Genomic DNA, 24,684 nt, shown 5'->3' with positions numbered 1-24,684 from the left:
CGTCTGCACTCGTCGATCGGTGACGTTCCCCCGATCGAATACGAGCAGGACTACGAGGAATTCAACACCACCCGAAAAGCCCAGTAAGGCTTTTACCTGTAGTCTCCGAAAAACTCAGGCCGATTCAAATCCCTCCACGCACGACAGAATAAGTACCTTGCCCCACCGCACCCCATGGCGGGGGCTTGACCCGCCCGTTCCCTCCTCAACTGCTGGCCCTACACGGACACCTCCGGGTGCAGGTCCTTGAACTTCATTTGGCGTTTACGGCGCCCCGCCAAGGTGGAAATGCTTAGGCACAGCACGGTGATTCCCACAAGGATCAAGATGGCCTGCTGGCCGCGCGGATCAAGCGCGGTATCTGTGTTGTAGAGCACCTGGCGCAGCAGGTTCACTGTGTAGGTCATGGGGTCGTAGGTGTGGAACCAGCGCAGCGGCGCGGGCTGCGTTTCCGGCGGGTAGAGGCCACCGGAGGAAACAATCTGCAAAGACATAAACGCGATACACAACACCCTGCCCACGGTGGTGCCAAATACTGAATTGAACATCTGGGTGATGCTCATGAAGGTAATGGACGCGAGACACATCGCGAGCCACGCACCCACCTCGTTGTACGCCTCCAAGCCAATTCCGAAGCGCTGCACCAGCACCATCACGGTTGCCTGTGCGATGCCAATGAGTGCCGCGGGCAAGTACGACGCAACCACGGCCCGAAATGGCGAGGCTCCAGCATCAATTGCGCGCCGCTGCAAAGGGCGCAGCACCATGAACGTCACCGTGGCACCCATGAACAGGCCCAGTGAGATGAACATTGGCGAAAGGCCAAAGCCAAAGAGGGACATCGTGTCTTTGGCGTAGTTCAAGGACACGGGTGCAGCCACGTTACGGGCGGCTTCGTCCAGGGTGTTTTCGGAGAAGTTGGGCACCTGGTCTGCACTCTGGTTGAGCTTGAGCGCGAGCTCCCCCGAGCCTTCGTCGAGCTGCACCAAACCGGAGCTGAGTTGCGCCGCGCCGACTGTGAGTTGCTGGGAGCCTGCGGAGAGCTGGCTTGTGGCGTCGGCGAGTTGCCTAGTGCCTACCACGAGCGCGCCAGAGCCGTCGGAAAGCTGCTGGAGTCCTGCGGAGAGCTGCTCTGCGCCGTCGGTGGCCTGCTGCATGCCGTCACGGTAGTCCGAGATGGGGTTGCTCAATTGGTAGGCCAATTGGCCGGTGCCGTCGCTGAGTTTGCCCAGTTGGGTCATGAGTTCGCTGCCCTGGCCCAGGCCCTGGGTGTGGATTTGGTTGACCAGTTGGTCGGCCATGTTGGCCAACTCAATGGCTACGGGGATGCCGGTGGAGCGCAGTTGCGCGGCGAGGTTGATCAGCGGCACGGTGAGCTGCTCCTGTGCAAGCGAGGCACGGTTTGCCACAACGACGAGCTGATCCACGCCCTGGGAAATTTGGCCTGCGCCCTCACCGAGTTGCTGCGTTGCCGCGTTGAGTTGCTGCAGCCCCGCAGAAAGCGAGTTCGCGCCTTGGTGCGCGGTTTTGATGCCTTCGTCGAGCCTTTCGGCACCATCGGCGAGCTGCTGCGCACCGTTATCAGCCTGGCCGAGGCCGTCGGAAAGCTGTGTGGCACCGCCATAGAGTTGTCCCGCGCCGTTGTTCGCGGTGGCGGTGCCGTCAGCGAGCTGCTGCGCGCCGTCACCCGCGGTGTGCAAGCCGTCGCCGATAGTGTTGAACCCCACCAACAATTGGGAGGCCACCTGTGTACCAATTTGCTCATTGACCGTAGCCAGCACCTGGCCAACCACCTGATTGCCCAGCATGGTGGCCAGGAATCCAATGGCATTGTTATACACCGCGTTGAGCTTTGCCTGATGCGGAGCGTCACTGTTTGCGCTGGTGGCGGCAATGGAGAAATCAGTGGGCAGCTCGACTGCAAAGTAATAGGTGCCGTCGGCAATGCCTTCGCGGGCCTGCTCTGCGGTAACCTCGATGAAGTCCGTCTGAGTATTGGCAATCAGGGATTTGGTCACCTCGTCGCCCGCGTTAAGCTCCTTGCCGTCAATGGTGGTGCCTTGATCCGAGTTCACGATCGCCACCGGCAACTGGTTAATCCGCCCGATTGGGTCCCAATAACTCCACACAAACAACCCGCCGAACAGCAGCGGCAGCAAGATGATCACCGTAATCGCCACCGGGGGCAGCTTCCCGTGGCCGAATCTGCGCAGCTCGGAACCAATGTGAAACAGATTCACTGCCCCACCTCCTGTTGAATACGCTCCCGAACCAAATGCAGTGGCCCCTGAGCGCTGGCACGACTGAGCGCCTCACCCACTTGAATGGTAGCGTCGGCAATGCCATCAACATCATCGTTCGCGGAGATGGCAAGTACCGACGTGCCCAAGGCCTGCCCCTCGCCGGGAGCACTAGGCCGCGCAAGGCTTGTAGGAACTCGGCACGCAAGCGGAGACTGCGAAGCTGATCAATGTCATCGACGATGAGCAGCTCAGCCTCAGGACGGGCGAGCAACGCTAGGCAGATACGCAGCTTGAAGCGCTCCAGGGGATCCAATTCACCGACGGTTGTGTGCTTTGCCTCTTGATTGCTCATCGTGAATCCGATGCGCTCGGCGGCGGTGTAATAACGCTCAATCTGGTCGATATTGCTCGGGGTGCGGCGGTACCACGGGCTGATCCACGCGATTTGCTCGCGGACAATGGAACGCACCGGAACCAGGCGCTCCACGTAGTCGATATCCGGCACCCCACTGAATGCGACGTGACGATACAACTCATCTGGCGAGGTGAACTTCCCGTGGCTCGGACGGTACTCAATGCGGCCGGATTTCGGCTTCATCCGCCCAGCGAGCGTGAGCGCCAACGTGGTGGCAGAGGTTTCTCTGGGGCAATGCAGTACCGTTAGGCCCCGCTGAACCTCCAGTTCACTAAGGTGGAGCCCGGAGGCAAACTGGACGTCAGTGGCGTTCAAGATGGGATGGGGCGCTTCGGCCGCTTCTTGTTGGGTGGTCTGTGTGTGCCGCTTGGGCTGCGGCAGGGTCGATTTTTGTGGATGCGTCTTCTTGCATCGGCTTCACCTGGTTTTTGAAGTATTTTGGCTCAACATTACGCCTCACCCAATGCAGCGAAGAGCTGCGTTTGAGCGGCGTTTGTGAGCATTGTGATTGATTTCTATCCGCTTCCAAAGCGGTACTAGAATTTGATGTAGTTGAGGATGCCTCAACTGATAAATCTAACTCCACTTTGAGGAAGGCCACCATGCGTACAGACGCACTCCGACGCCGCAATGCGATCCTCGCAGCCGCCTCAAAGGCGGTGATCACCAACCGATTCGGCTTCACCGCCGAAGAAGTTGCCGCTGCGGCCAAGGTGGGAATCGCCACCCTGTACCGCAACTTCCCTACCCGCCAGGATCTCACCAACGCTGCGCTGGCGTTCCTGTTGGAGGGGTGCGCAACCCAGTTCGAGCAGATCCTCGCAGAGCTTGAAGCACAGGATTCAGTGGATGAATCGAATCCAGAGGCAGCAGAAAAGGCCATCGCCCAAACCATTGATGTGATTGCGAGCTTCGGCCCAAACGTTCTTGGCCCAGACGTCCTCTCCCCTGTGTTCGATCCCGAAGCACATGAAGAAGACCTGTTCCGCGAATCCCGGGAACGCATTGTGGAAAGCCTTCGAACACTGGATATCCATTATCGCGCCGCTGGTCTTATTCACGAAAGCGTGCAAGTTCTGGACTTCATCAATGGCCTTGTGGCACTGTGCGGCCCCCCGCAACTGGAAGAATTTGAATCCACCCGCACCAGTAGTGATACCTTGATCGCCATCTATCTAGCCGGCTGCAAGGTTGGTATTTCCACTCCGGTAGTACCCACGGTGATGCGCACAAAGGACTAACCTTTGTGCCATGACCATCAGCGTATGTGATCTGTTCAGCATCGGCATCGGCCCTTCCTCAAGCCACACCGTAGGCCCCATGCGGGCGGCAAACAACTTGGTGGAACGCTTCCCGGAAGCACTCAGATCAACCGTAGAAATTACGCTGCACGGCTCTCTAGCAGCCACCGGTGTGGGCCACGGCTCGGACCGCGCCGCGATCCTGGGCCTGGCTGGCTACACCCCCACTACTTGTGACTCCACCACAGCTCCCGCATTCGGCGAAGCCATCGCCCCCACCGGGGCCGTCACCGGGCCAAATGGCACCGTAAATTACCGCCTCCACTTTGACACCACCGCGCTCCCCGAGCACCCCAACGCAATCACCTTCGCCGGCCCCAATGGTGTGTGGGAGGTCTACTACTCAGTAGGTGGCGGGTTTGTGCAGGACTCCACAACCATTGGCCAGCGATCCAGCAGTGCCAGCAGTGCCAGCGCTGCAAGCCAAGCAAGCCAAGAAGCGGCACTTCCGTACCCGTTTCACACCGGCGCCGAGCTGCTGGCCCACTGCACGCGCACAGGCCTCACCATCCCTGAGGTGATGCTCGCTAACGAGACAGCGATCCACGGAGACACCAACAAGGTCTTTGCCCACCTCGACGCCGTCTGGCACACCATGCAGCAATGCGTTGCACGTGGCATGAAAACCGAAGGCATCCTGCCCGGCGGCCTCGGCGTGCGCAGAAGGGCGATGGGCATCTACACCGCGCTTGTGGAACGGGAAACAAAAAGTACCGACGATCCCCTGCGCGCCATGGAGTGGCTCAACCTCTACGCAATGGCGGTGAACGAGGAAAACGCCGCCGGTGGCACCGTGGTGACCGCCCCCACCAACGGGGCTGCCGGCATCATTCCCGCGGTGTTGCACTTTGCCAAGAAGTTCCGCCCGGAATACACCCACACCACCCACAGAGACTTCCTCCTCGCCGCGGGCGCAGTGGGCCTCATCATCAAAGAAAACGCCTCCATATCCGGCGCAGAGGTGGGTTGCCAGGGTGAGGTGGGCTCCGCCAGTGCAATGGCGGCGGCGGGAATCTGCCAGGTGACAGGCGGCACCCCGCATCAGGTGGAGCACGCCGCAGAAGTGGCCTTGGAGCACAACCTCGGGCTTACCTGCGATCCCGTTGGTGGCCTCGTCCAGATCCCCTGCATCGAGCGCAACGCCATTGGCGCAGTGAAATCCATCAACGCCTCGCGGCTTTCCAAGCACAGCACCGGCACGCACCTGGTGAGCTTGGATGATGTGGTGAAAACCATGGCTGATACTGGCCGTGACATGCTCACAAAATACAAGGAAACCTCAACTGGCGGCCTTGCCGTCAACCTCGGTTTCCCTGTGAGTATTACTGAATGTTAGCGGGCGCTAGAGCTGCTCTGCGATAGTTCGCACCAAAGAATCGATGCTCACTTCCTGCTGCTCGTGGCTGCGCAGGTCTTTGAGCATCACGGTCTGCTGCTCCAGCTCCCGGTCACCGAGCACCAGCGCGAAGCGCGCGCCGGCACGGTCGGCGCCCTTCATCGCGCCTTTGAGCCCACGATCCCCATAGCTCATGTCCGCCCTGATGCCTGCCGCCCGGAGAGCGTCGATAAGCTTCACCATCGCTGCCTTGGCGGGGGCGCCCATGGCAACGCCGAACGCGTCCACCCTGGAGCCGTCGGTGACGGTGCGCTGTTCCGCCTGGAGGGCCAGGAGCGCGCGGTCCACGCCCAGACCGAACCCGATTCCGGAGAGTTCTTGGCCGCCGAGCTGGGCCATGAGGCCGTCGTAGCGGCCGCCGCCGCCGATGCCAGACTGCGCGCCAAGGCCGTCGTGGACGAACTCGAAGGTGGTCTTGGTGTAGTAATCCAAGCCGCGAACCATGCGCGGGTTGATGACATACTGCACGCCGAGGTCATCGAGCAGCCCGGTGACGGTTTCAAAGTGCTCGCGGGCCTGGTCCGAGAGGTGGTCGATCATCAGCGGGGCGTCGGCGGTCATCTCGCGTACTTCCTCACGCTTGTCATCGAGCACGCGCAAAGGGTTGATCTCCGCGCGGCGGCGAGTCTCCTCATCGAGGGGCAGCTTGAACAAGAACTCCTGCAACTTCTCGCGGTACTGAGGCCGGCAGGTGTGGTCGCCGAGGCTGGTGAGCTCCAGGCGGAAACCTTTGAGCCCGATGGAGCGGAAGCAGCGGTCTGCGAGGGCGATCACCTCGGCGTCCAAGGCGGGGTCATCCACTCCAATCGCTTCAACACCCACTTGCTGGAGCTGGCGGTAGCGGCCTGCCTGGGGGCGCTCGTAGCGGAAGAATGGGCCGTAGTAGTTGAGCTTCACCGGCAGTTGCCCGCGGTCCAGGTTGTGTTCGATCACCGCACGCATCACGCCAGCCGTACCCTCTGGGCGCAGCGTGGCCGAACGCCCGCCGCGATCCTCAAAGGTGTACATTTCCTTGCTCACCACGTCCGTGGACTCCCCCACACCGCGAGCAAACAGGGCGGTCTCCTCAAAGACAGGCAGCTCAATGTGCTCGTAGCCCGCAAGCCGGGCCTGATGGGCGAACGCATCGCGGACAGCAATGAACTCTGCAGATACCGGTGGGATGTAGTCTGGCACGCCCTTGGGTGCGGAAATCTTGTCTTTGCTCACGATCACCCACCTTAATCGTTAGCCCCGCTACTAATCCACACCCGCGGCCTGCGTGTACATCAGCGCAAGCCGTTGAGGAAGGGGTTACTGCGCCGCTCCGCCCGAATGCTCGTTGCCCCACCGTGCCCTGGCAGCACCTGCAGTGCATCGTTGAGAGGCAAAACGACGTTCACAAGGCTGCTGTGCATCGCTGCTGGGCTGGAGTGCGGCAGGTCCGTGCGTCCGATGGAACCAGCAAAGAGCACGTCTCCGGAAAAGACCACCTCTTGCCCCACAAACAGCACCGAGCCTGGGGAATGCCCTGGGGCATGCGCAACAGTGAAGGTATGACCGGCGATCGCTACCTCTTGGCCGTGGTTCAACAAGCGCAAGTCCTGGGCCTGGGGCAGTTCCTGTGCATCGAACAGGACTTTCGCCTGTTCGCTAATGCCGTCACCCCCAGCCAGCATGAAGGCATCCTCCTCATGGATCCACAACGGCACACGCCACTTGTTCGCCAGCGCTGCGGCGTCCCTGGTGTGGTCGATGTGCCCGTGGGTGAGCAGGACCTGCCCAAGCTCTACGCCTTGTTCTTCCAGGAGTTGCTCAACTCTTCCGAGGGCGTGCATGCCTGGGTCAATCACCGTTGCTTTGGGCAACGTGCTGGTGCCGGCTTTCGCGGCATCAGCACTCACCACATAGCAATTGGTCTGGTAAGGCCCGGCCGCGAAACCCGAGATGTTCAACTGCAGCGCCATGGTTAGCGCAGCGCCTCAATTGCGGCGTCGTAATCTGGCTCCTGAGTGATCTCTTCCACCAGTTCAACGTGAGTGATCGTACCGTCGGCATCAGCCACAATCACGGCGCGGGCCAACAGACCCTTCAGTGGGGAGCCCTCGAGGTCCAAGCCGTAGTCCTGCCCAAAGCTGGAGCGGAATGCGGAAGCGGTGACCACATTCTCAATTCCCTCAGCGGCGCAGAAACGCCCCAGCGCAAACGGCAGGTCCTTAGAGACGCCCAGGACTTTGGTGTTCTCCAGGGATGCGGCGAGCTTGTTGAACTCGCGCACACTTGCGGCGCATACGCCGGTGTCAATGCTTGGGAAAATGTTGAGCACCAAACGAGAGCCCGCAAAATCTACTTGCGCCACGGTGCCGAGGTCCTGACCTACCAGGTCGAATGCCGGAAGTACGTCACCTACCTTTGGCAGCTCGCCGGAGGTGGAAACTTCTTCGCCTTTGAAATGTGTGTTAGCCATGGTCCAAGCCTAGGAGCTTTGTGCGTGATGCGCCACACTTTTGCTCAGGATTCTGCGGAGGATTGTAACGGCTCGATCAGGGTTTCCCAGCTTTGGTGGGTTAAGATGGCGCTTTGATACTTGACCACTTTGATTCATGGGAGACGCATCTTGAGCGCAAACAGTGAGCGCCTCGAAGAAGGCCTGCGCGATCTTGACAAGCAAATCAAATCGCGTGATCGCGCAGAAAAAACCAAGCCGCTCGGAGTGATCGCGGCAGCAGCCGTGGCCATCTTGGCAATCGTAGGTGGCATCTACTACGCCACCACCTACACCAATAACGATGAGCAAACCCAAGCTGCAGAGACCGCCGCGGAATCCACCGCGGCTACCCCCGAATACCAGCCGCTGGCGCTTACCCGTGAAACCCCACTGGCAAACACGGTGACCTGTGAATACACCGCAACCGAGGAGGAAACCGGCGGCGACGCACCCGATCTGCCATCCACCTCAAACATCTCAACCTCCGGCACCGTAGATATCACCCTGGAGACTTCCCAGGGCACCATCGGCATGGAGCTGGACCGCAGCGTCTCCCCCTGTACTGTCAACGCTATTGAGTCCCTAGTGGAACAGGGCTACTACGATGACACCGTGTGCCACCGCCTCACCACCTCCGGCATCTACGTACTGCAGTGCGGTGACCCAACCGGCACCGGCTCGGGCGGCCCAGGCTTCCAGTTTGCAAATGAGTACCCAACTGATGAGGCAACGGACACCAACACCCCTGTGATCTACAGCCGCGGCACCATCGCTATGGCGAACGCGGGCGCGGACACCAACGGATCCCAGTTCTTCCTGAACTACCAGGACTCCCCGCTCCCGCCGAACTACACCTATTTCGGTCAAATCGATGAGGAGGGCCTGGCTACCCTCGACGCCATCGCGGCCGCAGGCGCGGAAGGCGGCGCTACCGACGGCGCACCCGCCGAGGAAGTGCGCATTGAAAGCGCAACCGTAGCAAGCTAAGAACAACACTAGGCGGTGCCCCACTAAGGGGCACCGCCTTTTGCTTTGCTCGTTCTCAAGCACCCGGCATCTTCGGGTGGGATTATCCGCCGCTGGTCACACGGTAGACGTCAAACACCCCTTCAATGTTGCGCAGTTGGGTCATGAGAGAGCCCAGTTGTTTGGTGTCAGATACGGAGAAGGTAAACCGTACGGTTGCAACGTGATCGTCGGAAGTGTGTGAGTTCATGGCCACCACCTGCACGCGCTGCTCATTGACCACCCTGGTGAGTTCCATGAGCAGGCCGTCGCGGTCGAGTGCCTCGAGCTGCAGCGTGGCGGCGAATGCGCTACCCGTGCCTTCTGCGGCCCAGGCAACCTGGATGAGGCGCGCGGGCTCTTGCTTTAGCTTTTCCGAGTTGGTGCAGTCCGTGCGGTGGACCGAGACGCCGCCGCCGCGGGTGACAAACCCAAAGATCTCATCCCCAGGCACAGGCATACAGCACTTGGCCAGTTTTGCCATGACGTCTGGGCTGCCCTCCACCAAAATCCCGTTGGAATCAGAGGTCAAGGCTTTCTTGTTGACCAACTCGCTGAATGGAGTGCGGGAAACCAGGGTGTCTTCGGCTTCGTCAGCATCACCGAAGGCAGCCATGAGGCGCGAGGCAACGTGGTGGGCAGACACCGAACCGGAGCCAATGGCGGTGTAGAGCGCATCGATGTCTGGGTAGTGCAGCTCGGTTGCCACGGCCTTCATGGACTGCGCCGTGAACAGCCTGTGCATGGGCAACCCGCCGCGCTGCACCTCAGCGGCCAGGGCATCGCGGCCCGCCTCCAAGTATTCCTCGCGGCGCTCCTTGGCAAACCATTGGCGGATTTTCGCCTTTGCGCGCGGGGACACCACGAAGTCCTGCCAGTCGCGGCTTGGGCCCGCGTTGGGGTCTTTGGAGGTGAAGATCTCCACCTTGTCCCCAGACTTCAACTTGGATTCCAGGGCAACGAGCTTGCCGTTTACCTTCGCGCCGATACAGCGGTGGCCCACCTCGGTGTGCACGGCGTAGGCGAAGTCCAATGGGGTGGCATCCACGGGCAGATTCACTACGTCACCCTTCGGGGTGAACACAAAGATCTGCTGGGAGGTGAGGTCATAGCGCAGAGAGTCGAGGAACTCGTTCGGATCAGCAGCTTCCTTCTGCCAGTCCAGCAGTTGGCGCATCCACGCCATCTGGTCTACTTCAGCCTGCTCAGAACCATGGTTGCCCTTGGTTTCCTTGTAGCGCCAGTGCGCCGCGATGCCAAACTCCGCGTTGTAGTGCATCTCATGGGTACGCACCTGGACTTCCAGCGGCTTGCCGGCGTCCCCCATCACCGTGGTGTGCAAAGACTGATACACGCCGAACTTTGGGGCGGAAATGTAGTCCTTGAAGCGGCCAGGCATCGCATTGAACATGGAGTGCACAACGCCGATCGCAGCGTAACAGTTATTCACATTGTCCACCAGGATGCGGATTCCCACCAGGTCAAAGATCTCATCAAAGTCTTTGCCGCGCACGATCATCTTTTGGTAGATGGACCAGTAATGCTTTGGGCGGCCCATGACGTCGGCTTCAATGTGGTTTTCTTTCAGCGCCGCCTGAAGCTGCGAGGTGATTTCTTTGAGGTAGCGGTCCCTGGAAGGCGCGCGGTCTGCAACAAGGCGCACCACTTCCTCGTACTTCTTTGGGTAGAGGATGGCAAAGGAGAGATCCTCCAGCTCCCACTTCACGTTTGCCATACCCAGGCGGTGTGCCAGCGGCGCGATAACCTCCAGCGTCTGGCGAGCCTTCTTGGCCTGCTTCTCTGGCGGGAGGAAACGCATGGTGCGCATGTTGTGCAGGCGGTCTGCAACCTTGATCACCAAAACCCGGGGATCCTGGGCCATGGCCACGATCATCTTGCGGATCGTCTCCGCCTCAGCCGCAGCACCGAGCGCCACTTTGTCCAGCTTGGTTACACCGTCCACCAGGCGGGCAACCTCCGCGCCGAAGTCCTCGGTGAGGTCATCCAGCGAGTATTCGGTGTCCTCCACCGTGTCGTGCAGCAGCGCGGCTACCAACGTGGTGGTGTCCATGCCGATCTCCGCAGCGATGGTTGCCACGGCCAGCGGGTGGGTGATGTACGGCTCCCCAGATTTCCGGAACACACCCTCATGAAGGCGCTCTGCGGTGGCGTATGCGCGGGACAACAACTCAGCGCTCGCCTTGGGGTGAAACTCCCGGTGGATGCTGAGCAGCGGTTCGAGCACGGGGTCAATGCGTACCCGGCTGCCGGTCAGGCTGCGCGCAAGCCTTGCAGACATGCTCAACACAGAATTGCTCTGCTTTGCTGGACGCTTCTCACCAGTCATTTCTTGGCCTTCCCTCGCTATCCCTCACACCAGTGTGGAGTGTGCCCAACCGCGCACCACTGTTTTACTGTTGCTGATTGACCACCACGAGCGGGATCCCCTCAAGGTTTTCCCGCCCACCGAGGCCTTTGACCTCCAGCACCACGGCGCAGGCCACAACTTCACCGCCACACGCGTCAATAAGCTGGCGCGCAGCATTCAACGTACCGCCAGTAGCCAGCACATCATCAACGAGCACCACACGCTTACCTTGCAACTCCAGGCCTTCGGCAGGCAGTTCGAGCGCGGCGCTGCCATACTCCAGGTCATACTCCTGCGTGTGCACAGGCGGCGGCAGCTTCCCCTTCTTGCGAATCGCAAGGATTCCAGTGTCACAGCAGTACGCCACCGCGGAGCCCAGCAAAAATCCGCGCGCATCCAGACCACCGATCAAGTCCGGGGAGTAGGGCTCTAACGACGCGCACAGCGCATCCACCACGAGACGAAACGCGGCGGGGTCCGCGAGCACGGGGGTGAGGTCCTCAAAAACCACACCTGCCTCCGGAAAGTCAGGGACGAATCGCGTGCGTGCAGCGATTGCTTCCTGTGCGCTCTGGTACATCCTTGGCCTACTCACTTTCTGTTGCGTCACGCCAGCGGCCCATGTTCCAACCGATGCCGGAAAGATCTGTATTACTCACAACGTTACCTACGGCGCGGTGCGTCACATAGACACGGGGCTGGGCAGCCAGTGGGATGGTGTTCACTCGCTGCCAGGAATCCCGCTCTGCATTTCGCGCGGCTTCCAAGTTTGTGCTGGGAGTAGCAATTTCTGGGAATTCTGCCATAGGGTCAATCGCCTGCAAAATCGCATCTGCGCTGCCCTCAGCATAGGTTTCGTACCCCCATTCGGAGATGTACGTGCGGCTCAAATCACCAAAGGTGTGGGCTTGCTCAGAAACGTCCACCACCGTGATTCCCGCCTGCTCGCAGGACACCCGGATCGCCTCCACCATGGCTGCCTTGCGTGCGTCGGGAGCCTCATAGCCGATCCTCACGGTTTGCCCCGCGAGACCCCTGGCGTAGTCCATGTTTGTATGGCGGTGCGGCTCGATGATGTCACCCATTTGTGCCACCGCTGGATCGCCGCTGCGCACCGTGCGGGCGAAAAGGGGCTCCACCTCGACGCCCGAAATGCGGGAGGATTCCGCGGCCACAGTGGGTTGGTCAACACATGCGGCGAACTGCCGGCGCGCCTCCTCGTCATAAAACAGCCCGGATGACCCGAGAACTAACTGCTCGGTGAGGATGCCGGAGATGAGCTCAACGGCAAAAGGATTCTCTGGATTATCTCGGTCCAACCAAGAAAGGTCCACCGCGGATTCCGTATCCACCACCCGCAGGTCACCGGACTCGCGCAGCGCCTTCAAGTCTGCCGTGCGAGGCCACATTTCGACGTGGCTCAGAGGTGCCGCACCGCCGTTGAAAAAGTCATTCCTTTCCAACACCACTTCACCCTGCTCCCCCACGGACACAACCTTGAACGGGCCGTAGGAAACTTGAAGTTGCGGGTCAAAGGAAGCCAGGTTGAAGCCCTCGCGCCACACCTGAGCGATTGGCTCGAGCATGGCTTCATCACCGGACTTCAGCGTGGTGTTGAGCTCTTCCAAGCTCATCCCGAGCTTGGCCGCCACAGCGTGCGTAGGCAGCAGCACACCAGGGCCGAACAGTTGGCGCCAGCGCTCACCGAAACCAGGTTTGAAGGTAACGGTAGCGGTACGCGTGCCCGCTGGACATTCCACGCGGCTGATCTGTTCCATCATGGGCAAGTGGGCATCAAACAACTGCGGATGCTTCCCTGCGGTGACCGCCAAGAGAAAAGAATCGCAGGTCACTGGCTGACCATCGGAGTATTTGGCCTCAGGGTTGATGCGATAGACCACCTGCGGCTCGCTTGCGGGAAGCACGCTGGTTTCCGCTAAGTCAGTGTTGGGGATCAACTGCCCTTTGGGTCCCAACACATAGGTCCCTGGGTACAAGCGTCCGGCGATTACCTGGGCGTTACTCGCTGACCCCTCATTGGTGCCCGCGTTGGTGGTGCTGAGGGCGCTATCGCTGACGTAGGTGAAGTGGTCCGTCTTTTGTGCTTGCTCCTGTTGGGAGCCCATCCCACAAGCAGTTGCAAACACGCCCACCGCCACCGTGACGGCGCATAGCGCATGAGCGCGCTTCTTCCCATGGGTAAAGGGCAACACTACCTCCAGTGGTTTAGCGAGACAGGCAGAAACACGGTGCGGGGATACCGCACACAGCCTGCAGAAATTATAAGCCGCCATTAAGAAAAAGCCCCAATCCCAAGAGTAAGGATCGGGGCAACAGCTCCGGCTGAGCTGTGAACCGGTTCTAGGACCGGCTCTAGAACCGCGCGGCCTAAGATGGACGGTCAGGCCGCCAGGATGCGCCGGCAGTCTCTCCGGTTGAGTTCACCGTGCGGGTGGCAGGCGAAACCACAGAACGCTTCACCGTTTGGGCTTCGGTTTCCTGCGCAGGCTGTGCCTCCCCAGCAAGCGCCGCCGCAACCTTTGCATTGTGCTCACGGGTTTCCTTGGTGCGGTTCTTCAAGCTGACCAGCATTGGGGTGGCCAACAGCACGGAAGACAATGTGCCTTCGATCACGCCGATGAGCTGGATCACCGCGAGGTCCTTCAGCGTACCCACCCCCATGAGCCACACCGCGATCACCATGAGAGCCAAGATTGGCAAGGCGGAGATCACGGTAGTGGAGATGGAACGCATCACGGTCTGGTTTACCGCAAGGTTGGCATGTTGGGCATAGGTTGTTCTGAGATTGCCCAAATAGCCCGCGGTGTTTTCGCGGACCTTATCAAACACAATCACTGTGTCATAGAGGGAGAAGGCCAGAACCGTGAGCAGACCGATCACGGTAGCTGGGGTGACCTCAAGGCCAAAGATGGCGTAGATTCCGCCGATGACCACGATGTCCACCACCAACGCAGCAATTGCCGCTACGGCCATTTCTCGCTCGAGGCGCACCGTAATGTAGACGAAAACCGCCGCCAGGAAGACGGCCATGGAAATCAGCATGCGCTGAGTAATGGTGGAACCCCAGGACTCTGACACAGTTGAATCACCCACGGCGTCTGGGCTTGGCTCCCCATTGACGTCGAGTGGCTGGTACTCCTCGTAGAGCGCTTGCCGGGCCTGGGCGATCTGATCTTCGCTCAATCGCTCAGAGTTGATTTCCAGCACTCGGGTATCGCCGGAACCCACAATCTGCACCTGCTCGGGGACCACACCGGTTGCTTCTTCAAAGGTTTGGGCAACCGCTGTGGTTTCCAGATTTGCAGCGGGCATGTTCAGCTTGGTACCACCCACAAAATCGATGCCCAGCGTGAAGCCTCGAATCACAATACCCAGGATGCACACCGCCATGATTGCGGCGGTAGCCCAGTACCAGGTGCGGCGGCGAGATACGAAGTCAATGCCACCGGCACCGGTGTAGAGATTTTCCAGAAAACCTTTCTTGCTCATTGCGTTACTCCTAGTTTTCTGTGCTTACGTTGGTGCTTACGATGGTTGCTGGGTGTGCGTTGCTTGGTGCGCTGGTTGTAGCTGCCGCAGCGGCAGCTACCTCGCGCGCTGCCCGGCGCTCCTGAGCCAGTTTGAACACTCGACCCATACCATTTGCGCTTGGCTTTGCAGTCCATGGCTTCCTGGAGGCGAGCACCACCAGTGGTGCGGTGACCAAGAAGGTCACAACAAGGTCAAAAACGGTGGTGATGCCCAGGGTGAAAGCAAATCCCTTGACGTCACCAACCGCGAGGAAGTAGATGATCACTGCACCAATCAGGGTGACAGCGTTACCGGTGACAATGGTTTGCTTTGCGCGATCCCATCCACGCGGCACCGCCGAACGGAAGGTCCTGCCGTCACGCACTTCATCCTTGATGCGTTCGTAGAGCACCACGAAGGAGTCTGCGGTGGTACCAATACCGATGATCAAACCAGCGATACCCGCGAGGTCTAGCGAGTAGCCAATCGCGCGGCCAAGCAGCACAATCATGCCGTACACCAGCGCGAAGGAGAGCACCAGGGACACGAGCGAGATCACGCCGAAGAAGCGGTAGTTCACCAGAGAGAACACGGCTACCAAGATGAAGCCCACCAGGCCGGCGATGAGGCCCGCTTCCAGGGAGGCGATACCCAGGGAGGCGGGAACCGTGGTGGTGGTACCACCGGACTCGCCATTTTCACCAGCAAAGCTGAGTGGCAGTGCACCGTACTTCAGGTTATTTGCCAGCTCTTGGGCCTCAGTTTGGGTGAAGTCACCCGTGATCGAGGTTGCCGAACCAACCGGGGTTGCCGCCTGAATGACAGGCGCGGAGATCACCTGAGAGTCGAGGGTGATCGCAATCTGCTGCCCCAGGTAGGTGGTGGTGAGGTCTGCCCAGGTGGCTGCTCCTTGGTCTCCGCCGTCAGACTTGAAAGAGAAGCTAATCTCCATCTGGCCGGTGGTTGGGTTGAGGCCACCGGTGATCGGGCGGTTGGAATCAATTTCATTGCCAGTCAATCGGGTGCCGTTTTCCTCATCGGTTTGGCCAAGCAGCAGCGGCGCTGGGGCAAGCACATAGCTCTGCCCCATCGAAGGGTCACAGGTGACCAGCGGCAGGCGAGGATCATCGGTACCCTGCAATGGGTCGGGTTGATCGGAAGTGCACTGCATCAGCGATGTGGCTGCGATCTGGGTGGTGCCGTCGGTAGACTGCCGATCTTCCTTGAGCACCTCCAAGCGTTTGGTGCGCAGTTCCTCAGCCTCAATGGAGTTGCGTGGTTCCGTGGGAGCCTTGGCACTGACGGTTGGGGCTTCGTCGGTGGTGCCGTTTGCCGAATTGAGCTGGGTGGTGGTGAGGGTGAGGGCGGCGTTGGCCTCGTCGGGCGTCAGAGCGCCCACCTCAACCCAGCGGTTTGCCATGGATTCCAGCTCATCCATGAGGTTGGTGAGGTCAGCCTGCCCGGGAGCGGAAACCGGACGGAAGAGCAACTGGGAAGTTTGGCCGAGCGATCGGGCCTGAGAAGTATCTTCACCTGGGACGGTGATCACCAGCGTGTTGCCGTCTACCACCACATCAGCGCCAGAGACGCCCATACCGTTGACACGGTTCTCCAGGATCAGGCGGGCTTGCGCGAGCTGCTCCTCAGTTGGGTTCTGCCCCTGGGGAACGAGCGTCACCCTTGTGCCACCTTGGAGATCAATACCCAGGCGCGGGGTGAGACTGCGGTCACCAGTGAGCAAGACGAGCGCATACACCAGCGCCAGAATGGCAAAAAACAGGGCTAATGCCCTCTTTGGCCAGCCCTTCCACTGTGAACTCGCATTCTTCGGCTTCGAAGACAATGCAGTTTCTCCTTACGAATGAACAACATGTCCCGCAGGGAAATCCTGCAGGGATGTACCCGCGCCACAAGCGCTACTGACACTCCTTGCACCATTGCAAGGCGGCGCGGAAAAACACACAAAAGCACATGGTACGGCATGAAGCTCAAAGCTCGTGAACTCACACAGTCTTCATGACGCCTGCACTCTTGCTACTTTTGCTCAGCCCAGTGAAAAGGAGTCTGGTGAAAAGCCATCACCGGACAGGAGTGCAAAGGAAGTGGGCAACAAAAAGCACGCCACCATGTGCACGGTGGCGTGCTGATTTGTGAGCACCCAAGGCTGAGCCGAGCATAATACTAGGCCCAGAGGTTTAGGTTACGGCTGATCGTTGTTTTCTGGATGGCGGTCTTCCACTGACTGTACAGCTTCCGATTCCGGCACAGCACCATTGGCGCGTGAAAGGTTTTGTACCACTGCGAACTTCTCCCAGGTGGAGACCACTCCGGGCGAAATCTCCAAAGTAACGGTTTCCCCAGTGACCGCCAGTACGGTTGCGTGCAGGCCAGCGGTGGTCACAATCTTGTCGCCTGGGGCCACGCTTTCTTGGATGGCACGAATCTCATCGAGGCGGCGCTTCTGGCGGCGCTGCAGCAAGAAGGAGGGCAAGACCAACACGGCAAGCAGGATGACGAGCAAAAAGATACTTTCCATAGCTCACCAGTGTGCCAGTTAAGGCGTGAAGCCGCATCCGCCGCCTAGATCAACGTACCGATGGTCCCTTCCGGCGGCCTGAGCCCCAGGTGCTCCCAGGCGGCGGCCGTGGCAACGCGCCCACGGTGAGTGCGGGCAATCATCCCAGCGCGCACGAGGTACGGCTCGCACACTTCAGCCACAGTGGAAGGCTCCTCCCCCACGGCAACGGCCAAGGTGTTCACACCAACGGGTCCGCCACCGTGGCCTTTAATGAGTACTTCCAAAACCGCCCGGTCAAGACGATCCAGGCCCATCTCATCCACATCGAACACCACGAGCGCCGCCCGGGCAGCACCGAGGTCAATGTGGCCGCCGCCGTGAACTTCAGCAAAGTCGCGCACGCGGCGCAGCAACCGGTTAGCAATACGCGGTGTGCCACGGGAGCGTGAAGCAATTTCCACGGCAGCATCAGGGTCAATACTCACACCCAAAATCCGGGCGGCACGGCTGACCACCTCCGTGAGATCCTCGGTGTTGTAGAACTCCATCTGTGCAGTAAAACCAAATCGGTCACGCAGGGGGCCGGTGAGCATGCCCGAACGGGTGGTCGCACCTACCAGGGTAAACGGCGCCAACTCCAGCGGAATTGAGGTGGCACCGGGGCCCTTTCCGACGATCACATCAATGCGAAAATCCTCCATCGCCATATAGAGCATTTCCTCCGCCGGCCTGGACATCCGGTGGATCTCATCAATGAACAGCACGTCGCCTTCCATGAGATTGGAAAGCATAGCCGCAAGATCACCCGCACGCTCCAGCGCCGGGCCCGAAGTCATGCGCAAACTCGTGCCCAGCTCATAGGCGATAATCATCGCGAGCGTAGTCTTCCCCAGACCCGGAGGCCCCGAGAGCAACACATGGTCTGGCGTCACACCACGCTGCTTCGCCCCGGCGAGCACCAGGTTGAGCTGATCACGGACCTTCGGCTGCCCTATGAACTCCTCCAGGCTACGCGGGCGCAGCGTGGTCTCCGCATCCTGGTCTGGCGGCTGTAGGTTCGGGGAAATAGCATCGTTTTGGCCCAAAGGCGTGCCCTGACCGGTACCAGCACCGCCACCACTTTGGCCACCACTTTGGCCACGCAGGTGCTCAGGCAGGCGGAACTCAGTTTTTTCTACGTTGCTCAACGCTGCCTCCTGTATGGCTCAAACAATTCCGCTTCCGCGAACATGCACACCAGCTTACTTCCCGGAGCCCAGCACGCTGAGCGTTGCGCGCAGCGCGGCTGAAGTATTCAAATCTGGCTGCTCCGCCAACACTCCCTCAAGCGCCGGAACCGCCACCTTTTCAGCAAACCCGAGCCCAACCAGGGCCTCCAGCACCTGCGCGTGCACCAGCGGAGAACCGGGACCAGCCACCGCAGCGCCCCGGGGAGCGCTTTGGGGGGTGCTTGGCTCGGCCGCATACTGTGCAACCTTGTCTTTCAGATCAACAATCATGCGCTCAGCGGTACGCTTTCCCACACCCGGCACTCGCTGCAGCGCCTTCGCGTCACCAGCGGCGATCAAGGAGGCAATGTCTTCCGTGCTGTACACCGCCTGGGTGGCAAGGGCCAGGCGAGGGCCGAGCCCTGAAACGGTTTGCAGCAGACTGAACATTGACCGGGTAGCAGCATCCAGGAACCCAAACAAGGTTTGGGAATCTTCGCGGACCACCATGGTGGTGAGCACAAATGCCTCTTCGCCCCGCTGCAGCCGTGCAAGGGTATTTGGCGATGCCAGCACCTCGTACCCCACCCCATTACATTCAATGACTGTGTGGTCCAAGGCGATGTCCTGTACCGTTCCGCGCAGGGAGACGATCATGTCAATTCCATTTCTTCTCGGGTCAAATATCGGGTTCTAGCTCTGGCTACGAGCCGGTGTTCCACGTTTGGGAGTGGAGTTTGCGCTGTTCTTTCTCTGCGGCCAAGAGTTGCTGTTTGGCTTTGCCGAGCTTGCCCTGTTGGCGTTGCGCCTGATCGTGGGCAATCTTTTGGGTGTGGATGAGTGGGGCTCGCCAGCAGTGGCACACGGCGAGCGCGAGGGCGTCGGCAGCATCCGCCGGCTTCGGCGGGGAGCCAAGGCCCAAGATTCTGGTGATCATGGCGGTCATTTGCTTCTTGTCCGCCCGCCCGTTGCCGGAGATCGCCTTCTTCACTTCACTCGGCGTATACATGTGCACCGGGATTCCCCGCTGTGCGGCTGCGAGCACCAGCACGCCCACGCCGTGGGCGGTATGCATCACGGTGGAAACGTTGCCGCGCTCGAAAATACGCTCGATGGCCACCACGTCCGGGCGATATTCATCCATCCAATCATTCACCGCATTGGAAAGGTCCAACAGCCTGTCCGGCAGGTCACCGCCCACTTCGGTACGCACCACTCCCACCGCCACGGGGATCACTTGGCGGCCCCGTCCTGCCTGCACAACGGAAAGGCCGCAACGCGTGAGGCCTGGGTCTATCCCCATGACCCGCAGCCCTTGAATATTCATTGCGACCCTTTCTGCGTGTGCCTCAGTTGCGGCGCATCACCAACACAACTTAGCACAAATATGCGAATTTCTGGGCAAAGCGTAGGTGCCTACCCCAAGTTTCGCAACACGGGGCAGGCACCTAGGCTCAAACCAGAGCTCGGGCTAAGAAATTAGTCCTCAAGCTGCGCCAGCACGTCCTCACTAAGGTCCATGTTCGTGTAGACGTTTTGCACATCATCGGAATCTTCAAGGGCATCGATGAGGCGGAAAATCTTGCGGGCACCGTCAGCATCCAGCGGCACCAGCACGTCAGCACGGAAGTCGGACTCAGCCTCCTCAACCTCAATGCCGGCATCGGCCAGAGCTTCCTTGATCGCAGGCATGTCACCAGGCGCGGAGAGGATTTCAAAGACCTCTCCCACCTGGACTACTTCCTCAGCCCCGGCGTCGAGGACCGCAAGGAGGAGGTCATCTTCACTCAGATCCCCCTGCTGCACAGTTACCACGCCGCGGCGGTTAAACATGTAGCTCACGGCACCGGACTCGGCCATGTTGCCGCCATTTTTTGACATGGCGGTGCGTACTTCGGTGGCAGCTCGGTTGCGGTTGTCGGTGAGACATTCAATCAGCACTGCAACGCCGTTGGGGCCGTAGCCCTCGTACATAATGGTCTGCCAGTCAGCGCCGCCGGCTTCCTCGCCGGAGCCGCGCTTGCGGGCGCGCTCAATGTTGTCATTGGGCACGGAGGCCTTCTTGGCCTTGCGGATCATATCGTCCAAGGTTGGGTTAGCCGCTGGGTCACCACCGCCGGTCCGTGCCGCAACCTCGATGTTCTTGATCAGCTTGGCAAATTCCTTGCCACGCTTTGCATCGTTTGCGGCCTTCTTATGCTTGGTGGTTGCCCATTTAGAGTGGCCTGACATAGCGTTCCTTGTCTCCCTTATCCTTGATGCGCAGCGACGTGCAGCCGGACACTGCACGTTTCGCTACATTTCGCTGTGGCGATTATACGCGATCCACACCGAACCCCATTACTTGGGTTCATTGAAGAACCGTGTGAGCCCTTCTTGCGTGACCACCGCTACCAGCTCGCCGGCATGGTTGAATACTTGCCCCTGGGTCAGGGCACGCCCATGTGCGGCAGAGGGGGAAACCTGGTCATAGAGCAACCATTCGTCGGCGCGGAATGGGCGCAGGAACCAAATCGCGTGGTCCAATGAGGCCATCTGGACCTTTGCCTTGGGATGCCGCGCAATGGCGGAGTGGAGCAACGTCATGTCAGACATGTATGTGAGCGTGCACATGTGGAAGTTTTCATCGTCCGGCAGCGCGTTTTTTGCTTTGAACCACACGAGCTGCCGAGTTGGTGGCGTCGTTTCTGCTCCTTGGTCCTCAAGCTGCGCGACCCGCAGGTCAAAGTTTGTCCATTCCCCGAGCAGCGCGCGCTGGCCTGGGGTGAGTCCCTCCGCCGGTGGGAGTGAATCCGGGTCGGCCACGTTGGGCATTTGGTCGGAGTGGACAATGCCTTCATCACCGCGGATGTGGAAGCTCGCGTGCATGTTGAAGATGACCTTGCCGTCCTGAATGCCCGCGACTTGGCACACGCTGAAGCTGCGGCCTTCGCGCAACGTCTCTACTTCAAAAATGGTCGGCTGCTTGGGATTTCCTGGGCGTAGGAAGTAGGAGTGCAGCGAGTGCAGCTTGTAGGCGGGATCCGCGGACCGCGTGGCGGCTACCAATGCCTGGGCGGCCACCTGGCCACCGAACGTCCTGGTAAACAGGGAAGGCACCACGGGACCGCGGTAGAGGTTGCGGTCAATGGTTTCCAGGTCCAAAACCTTTTCAATCCCGTTCTCAAAGCCGCCCTCGGGCACCTTCGGCCGGGGTTCGGCAGTGCGCTTCTGTTCGCGGTCCTCGAGTTGCGCCATCACAGTCCACCTTCCTTCTCTCACCTGCGTGCGATGTTACAGAAACCGCGTGCCAACCGCCGGATTGAGTACACATCGCTATGATTTTTGCGTGCGCAACTCCTCATCCGCGGCCATCACCCCATCCGCGAGCAAACCCCGCCCCCCTCTGCTGGGTCGCACCTGGCTACAGTGGCTGGCCTGGGTGTTGGCCAGGGCTGTGTTGGGCTTTGTCACCACACTAAACCTCATGCCGCTCGGGGACGTGAAGTACTATTTCACCAACCTGAACAGCTCCGATCCCGCTGCCCTGCGCGAATATCCCCTCACCGGCCTACTTCCGGCGATGACAGCCAATGCGTTCGCCGGTCAGAATGAAGAACACTTCATCGCAGCGTTCATTGGGTTAGTGCTGCTTTTCGACGCCGTGTTTCTCCGCTCACTGCAGTACGGCAAGCGCGGCGGGGTTCCGACGTTGGCTGCCTGCTGGTTCTGGATAGTTTTCCCACCGCTGCTGGCACACCTGCACATTCTTCGCCTGGATAGTTTCACCGCGGTGGTGGTGGGTTGGGCTGCAATGGCGTTGTTCCGTTTTCCCGCGCTGGCGTCAACATTGCTCGCTTTTGCCACCACAATGAAACTTTGGCCCGGTGTGTTGGGTGTGGGGCTGGTGCGAGGCTGGCGGAACTCCACAACATGGGTGTCGGTAGGCACGTTCGCGGCAACGCTGCTTGCGCTGTGCGCGAGCATCTGGGTGTTCTTTGGCGCTGATCGGGTACTTTCCCCGCTGGATTACCAAGGTGACCGCGGCCTGCAAATTGAGTCCGTGGCCGCAAGCCCACTGATGGTGCTGCGCTACTTCCACCCCGAAACCTGGACGGTGAGCTACGCACCTTCCAAGAGCTTTGAGATTTTTGGCCCCCACGTAGATCTGGCGATCACCATCACGGACGCTGCCACGGTGGGCATGCTAGCCTTCGCCATCGGGTGGGCGCTGTGGAGCCTGTTCCGTGGGAATGTTTCCCCTCAAGCCACCCTGGCGCTGTGGATCGCTCTGATTTTCCTGCTGCTGTGCACCAACAAGGTATTTTCCACCCAGTATGTGCTGTGGCTGGGCCCCATCCTGGCAGTGGCGTTGCAAAAAATGCCTCGCAGCAAGGCGCTGAGCACGCTCGTATGGGGCACCATGGTAGTTGCAGTGATGTCTCTGATGGTCTACCCGTTTATGTACGACCAAATATTGAACCCAGAGCTGGGCGGTTCTCTGCTGCAACCGGCGGTGCTGGCAGCACGCAACCTCCTCATCTTCATCCTCACCGTGGTCGCTGTAGCATGGGCGATTCAGGAGGCCAGGCGCGGCACCCGGGTGCCTAAGAAGGACTAGAAGTACTGGATGGGCTAGCAGCGCTGAGCAGTTCAAAATACTCGGGCAAGCTGGCTGTTCCACCGAGGCGCATCACTCGGACCAGGGGCCTCGTCCGAAGCGCGCGGGTATCTGCCACCGCGTCGTTGTAAAAGCGCACCGCAAGGTGCAGGCGGGCTTCGGCGTCCGTGAGTGCCGCTGGCACCTTTTCACCAAGATCCTCGATGGCCTGAGAGATGGGCCACTCCTTCTCCCCGCGCTCAGCAAACGTGGCGTAGCGCAGTTGCACTGCCTGGGCTTTTGCCGCTTGTCCTGCACTGGAAGGAATCAGGGCCGCGCTCAAGGCGGCGCGGCGATCCAATGCGGCCTGGAGGGCCTGGAGGGCGGCGTCGGTACGGATGTGCAGCCTGTTCAGGCGCTGCGCCGTGTTCCAAGCCCAGCCCAAAAACGCCGTGATAAGCACAGCGAGGAGGACTAACAGTGCAGTGCTCATTTACGCTTCTACCTTCTCATCTGCCACAACAGTTTCATACACCCTGGTGATCAGGGTGGCTACTCGCTCCCAGTCGTAGAGCTGCGCGCGAAGCTCCCCCGCGCGTTGCAGATCCGCACGCTTCTGCGGGGAATCGATCAGACTGCGCAACACGCGAGCGAGGTCCTTGGGGTCGCCGTTGCGAAACAGCATGCCGGCGGGTTGCTCCCCTTGGGCGTCGCAGACCGCGGCGAAGGCTTCAAGGTCACTGGCAACCACCGCGCAACCCGCAGCCATCGCTTCCACGAGCACGATCCCAAAGCTTTCCCCGCCGGTGTTCGGCGCAACGTAGATGTCCGCTTGTGCCAGCAGCCTCGCCTTTTCCTCATCACTCACCCGGCCAGCAAAACGCACCTCCACCCCAGGTGAGACTTGGTTCGGCGCCAGCGGAGGTGGCGTACCGCCGCCCATCACCGTGATCGTGGCGGGACGCGCCAAATACCGCAGGGAGTCCAGGAGAATCTGCAGACCTTTTCGGGACTCACCAAGGCGGCCCAAGAAAGCGATCTCCACTGGGCGTTCCTGTGCCGGCGCCGCAGTTCCGACGTCTACCAATGCCTGGCGATACACCTGCGTATCCACGCCGTTGGGGATCAGCACCGGATCCCCGCCAAGTTGTTCCACCTGCCAGCGCCGCGCCATTTCCGATACGGCAATGCCGCCGCGGATCTTCTCCAGCGAGCCGCGAAGTAGAGGCAGAGCTACTTTCAGCAACTTCGATCCGCTACTCGACGCATGGTAGGTGGCAACAATCGGGCCCCGTGCCAGCCTCAAGGCAGCAAGCGAAAAGCTAGGCGAGTTCGGCTCATGGATATGCAGCACATCGAAATCGCCCTGCTGAATAAAGCTGCGCACCCGGCGAAACACCTGGGGCCCAAAGGCGAGTCTTGCGACGGAACCGTTGTACGGAATCGGAATACTTCGCCCGCCTTTTGTGACAAACTCCGGCACCTGGGTCTTGGCCGAACACGGACCAATGACCTGCACCTGATGGCCCCTACGGATCAGGATCTGTGCCAGATCGAGGATGTGGGCTTGTACTCCCCCGGGTTCGTCGAAAGAGTACGGGCACACAATACCGATGCGCATGCGGTCTTATTCCTCTTCTGGTGGTGCTGGCT

22 protein-coding genes are annotated in these 24,684 nt (G+C 60.1%); 4 read left to right on the top strand and 18 right to left on the bottom strand.

Annotated features, from left to right (window positions below; all coding sequences use genetic code 11):
- Positions 1 to 218: 218 nt before the first annotated feature.
- On the bottom strand, positions 219 to 2,213 hold the full coding sequence (locus NQ018_RS01915) for a YhgE/Pip domain-containing protein (protein ID WP_257057933.1): 1,995 nt from the start codon (positions 2,211 to 2,213) through the stop codon (positions 219 to 221).
- The gene (locus NQ018_RS01910) at positions 2,095 to 2,841 is read right to left on the bottom strand and encodes a hypothetical protein (protein ID WP_257057876.1); all 747 of its coding nucleotides are present in this window, start codon (positions 2,839 to 2,841) and stop codon (positions 2,095 to 2,097) included. The genes NQ018_RS01915 and NQ018_RS01910 overlap by 119 nt, the downstream gene beginning before the upstream one ends.
- 419 nt (positions 2,842 to 3,260) lie before the next feature.
- On the opposite strand from NQ018_RS01910, the gene NQ018_RS01905 reads away from it, so the two are divergent.
- On the top strand, positions 3,261 to 3,899 hold the full coding sequence (locus tag NQ018_RS01905) for a TetR family transcriptional regulator (protein WP_257038938.1): 639 nt from the start codon (positions 3,261 to 3,263) through the stop codon (positions 3,897 to 3,899).
- 10 nt (positions 3,900 to 3,909) lie between these two features.
- Positions 3,910 to 5,295 (top strand): L-serine ammonia-lyase, encoded by a 1,386-nt coding sequence (locus tag NQ018_RS01900; RefSeq protein ID WP_257057874.1) that lies wholly within the window; start codon positions 3,910 to 3,912, stop codon positions 5,293 to 5,295.
- Positions 5,296 to 5,301: 6 nt separating this feature from the next.
- Here the strand turns inward: NQ018_RS01900 and hisS are convergent, their stop codons facing one another.
- From hisS to tpx, 3 genes are read right to left on the bottom strand one after another with little or no spacing between them, the layout of a single operon-like run.
- The gene (gene hisS, locus NQ018_RS01895; protein ID WP_257057872.1) at positions 5,302 to 6,564 is read right to left on the bottom strand and encodes a histidine--tRNA ligase; all 1,263 of its coding nucleotides are present in this window, start codon (positions 6,562 to 6,564) and stop codon (positions 5,302 to 5,304) included.
- Positions 6,565 to 6,623: 59 nt separating this feature from the next.
- Positions 6,624 to 7,289 (bottom strand): MBL fold metallo-hydrolase, encoded by a 666-nt coding sequence (locus NQ018_RS01890; RefSeq protein WP_373566879.1) that lies wholly within the window; start codon positions 7,287 to 7,289, stop codon positions 6,624 to 6,626.
- Between the two features lie 14 nt (positions 7,290 to 7,303).
- Positions 7,304 to 7,801, bottom strand: a complete 498-nt coding sequence (gene tpx, locus NQ018_RS01885; RefSeq protein WP_257038933.1) for a thiol peroxidase — start codon at positions 7,799 to 7,801, stop codon at positions 7,304 to 7,306.
- Positions 7,802 to 7,951: 150 nt separating this feature from the next.
- Here tpx and NQ018_RS01880 point away from each other — a divergent pair, with 150 nt between their 5' ends.
- The gene (locus tag NQ018_RS01880; RefSeq protein ID WP_257038932.1) at positions 7,952 to 8,809 is read left to right on the top strand and encodes a peptidylprolyl isomerase; all 858 of its coding nucleotides are present in this window, start codon (positions 7,952 to 7,954) and stop codon (positions 8,807 to 8,809) included.
- 82 nt (positions 8,810 to 8,891) lie between these two features.
- On the opposite strand, the gene NQ018_RS01875 is transcribed toward NQ018_RS01880, so the two are convergent.
- From NQ018_RS01875 to NQ018_RS01825, 11 genes are all read right to left on the bottom strand, one after another.
- Positions 8,892 to 11,174 carry a RelA/SpoT family protein gene (locus NQ018_RS01875; RefSeq protein ID WP_257038931.1) on the bottom strand — a complete coding sequence of 761 codons (2,283 nt, stop codon included), beginning with the start codon at positions 11,172 to 11,174 and terminating at the stop codon, positions 8,892 to 8,894.
- 64 nt (positions 11,175 to 11,238) lie between these two features.
- Positions 11,239 to 11,775, bottom strand: coding sequence for an adenine phosphoribosyltransferase (locus NQ018_RS01870; protein ID WP_257038930.1), 537 nt, complete (start codon positions 11,773 to 11,775; stop codon positions 11,239 to 11,241).
- 7 nt (positions 11,776 to 11,782) lie between these two features.
- Entirely contained in the window at positions 11,783 to 13,321 is a 1,539-nt protein-coding gene (locus NQ018_RS01865; RefSeq protein ID WP_306428870.1) for an ABC transporter substrate-binding protein, read from the bottom strand.
- 262 nt (positions 13,322 to 13,583) lie between these two features.
- The gene (secF, locus tag NQ018_RS01860) at positions 13,584 to 14,705 is read right to left on the bottom strand and encodes a protein translocase subunit SecF (RefSeq protein WP_257057864.1); all 1,122 of its coding nucleotides are present in this window, start codon (positions 14,703 to 14,705) and stop codon (positions 13,584 to 13,586) included.
- Between the two features lie 10 nt (positions 14,706 to 14,715).
- Positions 14,716 to 16,569: a protein translocase subunit SecD gene (gene secD / locus NQ018_RS01855; RefSeq protein ID WP_257057862.1), complete on the bottom strand. Its 1,854-nt coding sequence runs from the start codon at positions 16,567 to 16,569 to the stop codon at positions 14,716 to 14,718.
- A gap of 357 nt (positions 16,570 to 16,926) precedes the next feature.
- Positions 16,927 to 17,262 (bottom strand): preprotein translocase subunit YajC, encoded by a 336-nt coding sequence (yajC, locus tag NQ018_RS01850; protein WP_257057861.1) that lies wholly within the window; start codon positions 17,260 to 17,262, stop codon positions 16,927 to 16,929.
- Between the two features lie 44 nt (positions 17,263 to 17,306).
- Complete coding sequence (gene ruvB, locus NQ018_RS01845; protein WP_306428843.1) at positions 17,307 to 18,431, bottom strand: Holliday junction branch migration DNA helicase RuvB; 1,125 nt, start codon at positions 18,429 to 18,431, stop codon at positions 17,307 to 17,309.
- 54 nt (positions 18,432 to 18,485) lie between these two features.
- Positions 18,486 to 19,109 (bottom strand): Holliday junction branch migration protein RuvA, encoded by a 624-nt coding sequence (gene ruvA, locus NQ018_RS01840; protein WP_257057858.1) that lies wholly within the window; start codon positions 19,107 to 19,109, stop codon positions 18,486 to 18,488.
- 46 nt (positions 19,110 to 19,155) lie between these two features.
- The gene (ruvC, locus tag NQ018_RS01835) at positions 19,156 to 19,779 is read right to left on the bottom strand and encodes a crossover junction endodeoxyribonuclease RuvC (RefSeq protein WP_257038923.1); all 624 of its coding nucleotides are present in this window, start codon (positions 19,777 to 19,779) and stop codon (positions 19,156 to 19,158) included.
- A 152-nt stretch (positions 19,780 to 19,931) separates the two neighbouring features.
- Positions 19,932 to 20,684 carry a YebC/PmpR family DNA-binding transcriptional regulator gene (locus NQ018_RS01830; protein WP_257038922.1) on the bottom strand — a complete coding sequence of 251 codons (753 nt, stop codon included), beginning with the start codon at positions 20,682 to 20,684 and terminating at the stop codon, positions 19,932 to 19,934.
- Between the two features lie 108 nt (positions 20,685 to 20,792).
- Entirely contained in the window at positions 20,793 to 21,689 is an 897-nt protein-coding gene (locus NQ018_RS01825; protein WP_257057856.1) for an acyl-CoA thioesterase, read from the bottom strand.
- Positions 21,690 to 21,780: 91 nt separating this feature from the next.
- On the opposite strand from NQ018_RS01825, the gene NQ018_RS01820 reads away from it, so the two are divergent.
- Positions 21,781 to 23,052 (top strand): glycosyltransferase family protein, encoded by a 1,272-nt coding sequence (locus tag NQ018_RS01820; protein WP_257057854.1) that lies wholly within the window; start codon positions 21,781 to 21,783, stop codon positions 23,050 to 23,052.
- Here the strand turns inward: NQ018_RS01820 and NQ018_RS01815 are convergent.
- Both NQ018_RS01815 and NQ018_RS01810 read right to left on the bottom strand, forming a co-directional pair.
- The gene (locus tag NQ018_RS01815) at positions 23,039 to 23,524 is read right to left on the bottom strand and encodes a hypothetical protein (protein WP_257057852.1); all 486 of its coding nucleotides are present in this window, start codon (positions 23,522 to 23,524) and stop codon (positions 23,039 to 23,041) included. The two genes, NQ018_RS01820 and NQ018_RS01815, sit on opposite strands and share 14 nt — an antisense overlap.
- Positions 23,525 to 24,652, bottom strand: a complete 1,128-nt coding sequence (locus NQ018_RS01810; RefSeq protein WP_257057850.1) for a glycosyltransferase family 4 protein — start codon at positions 24,650 to 24,652, stop codon at positions 23,525 to 23,527.
- Between the last annotated feature and the right edge of the window lie 32 nt (positions 24,653 to 24,684).

Source organism: Corynebacterium kozikiae (assembly GCF_024580965.1).
In the GTDB taxonomy this organism is placed as follows: domain Bacteria; phylum Actinomycetota; class Actinomycetes; order Mycobacteriales; family Mycobacteriaceae; genus Corynebacterium; species Corynebacterium kozikiae.
Note: the sequence above shows the minus strand (reverse complement) of the source record. Positions and strands in the feature narration are given on the sequence as shown.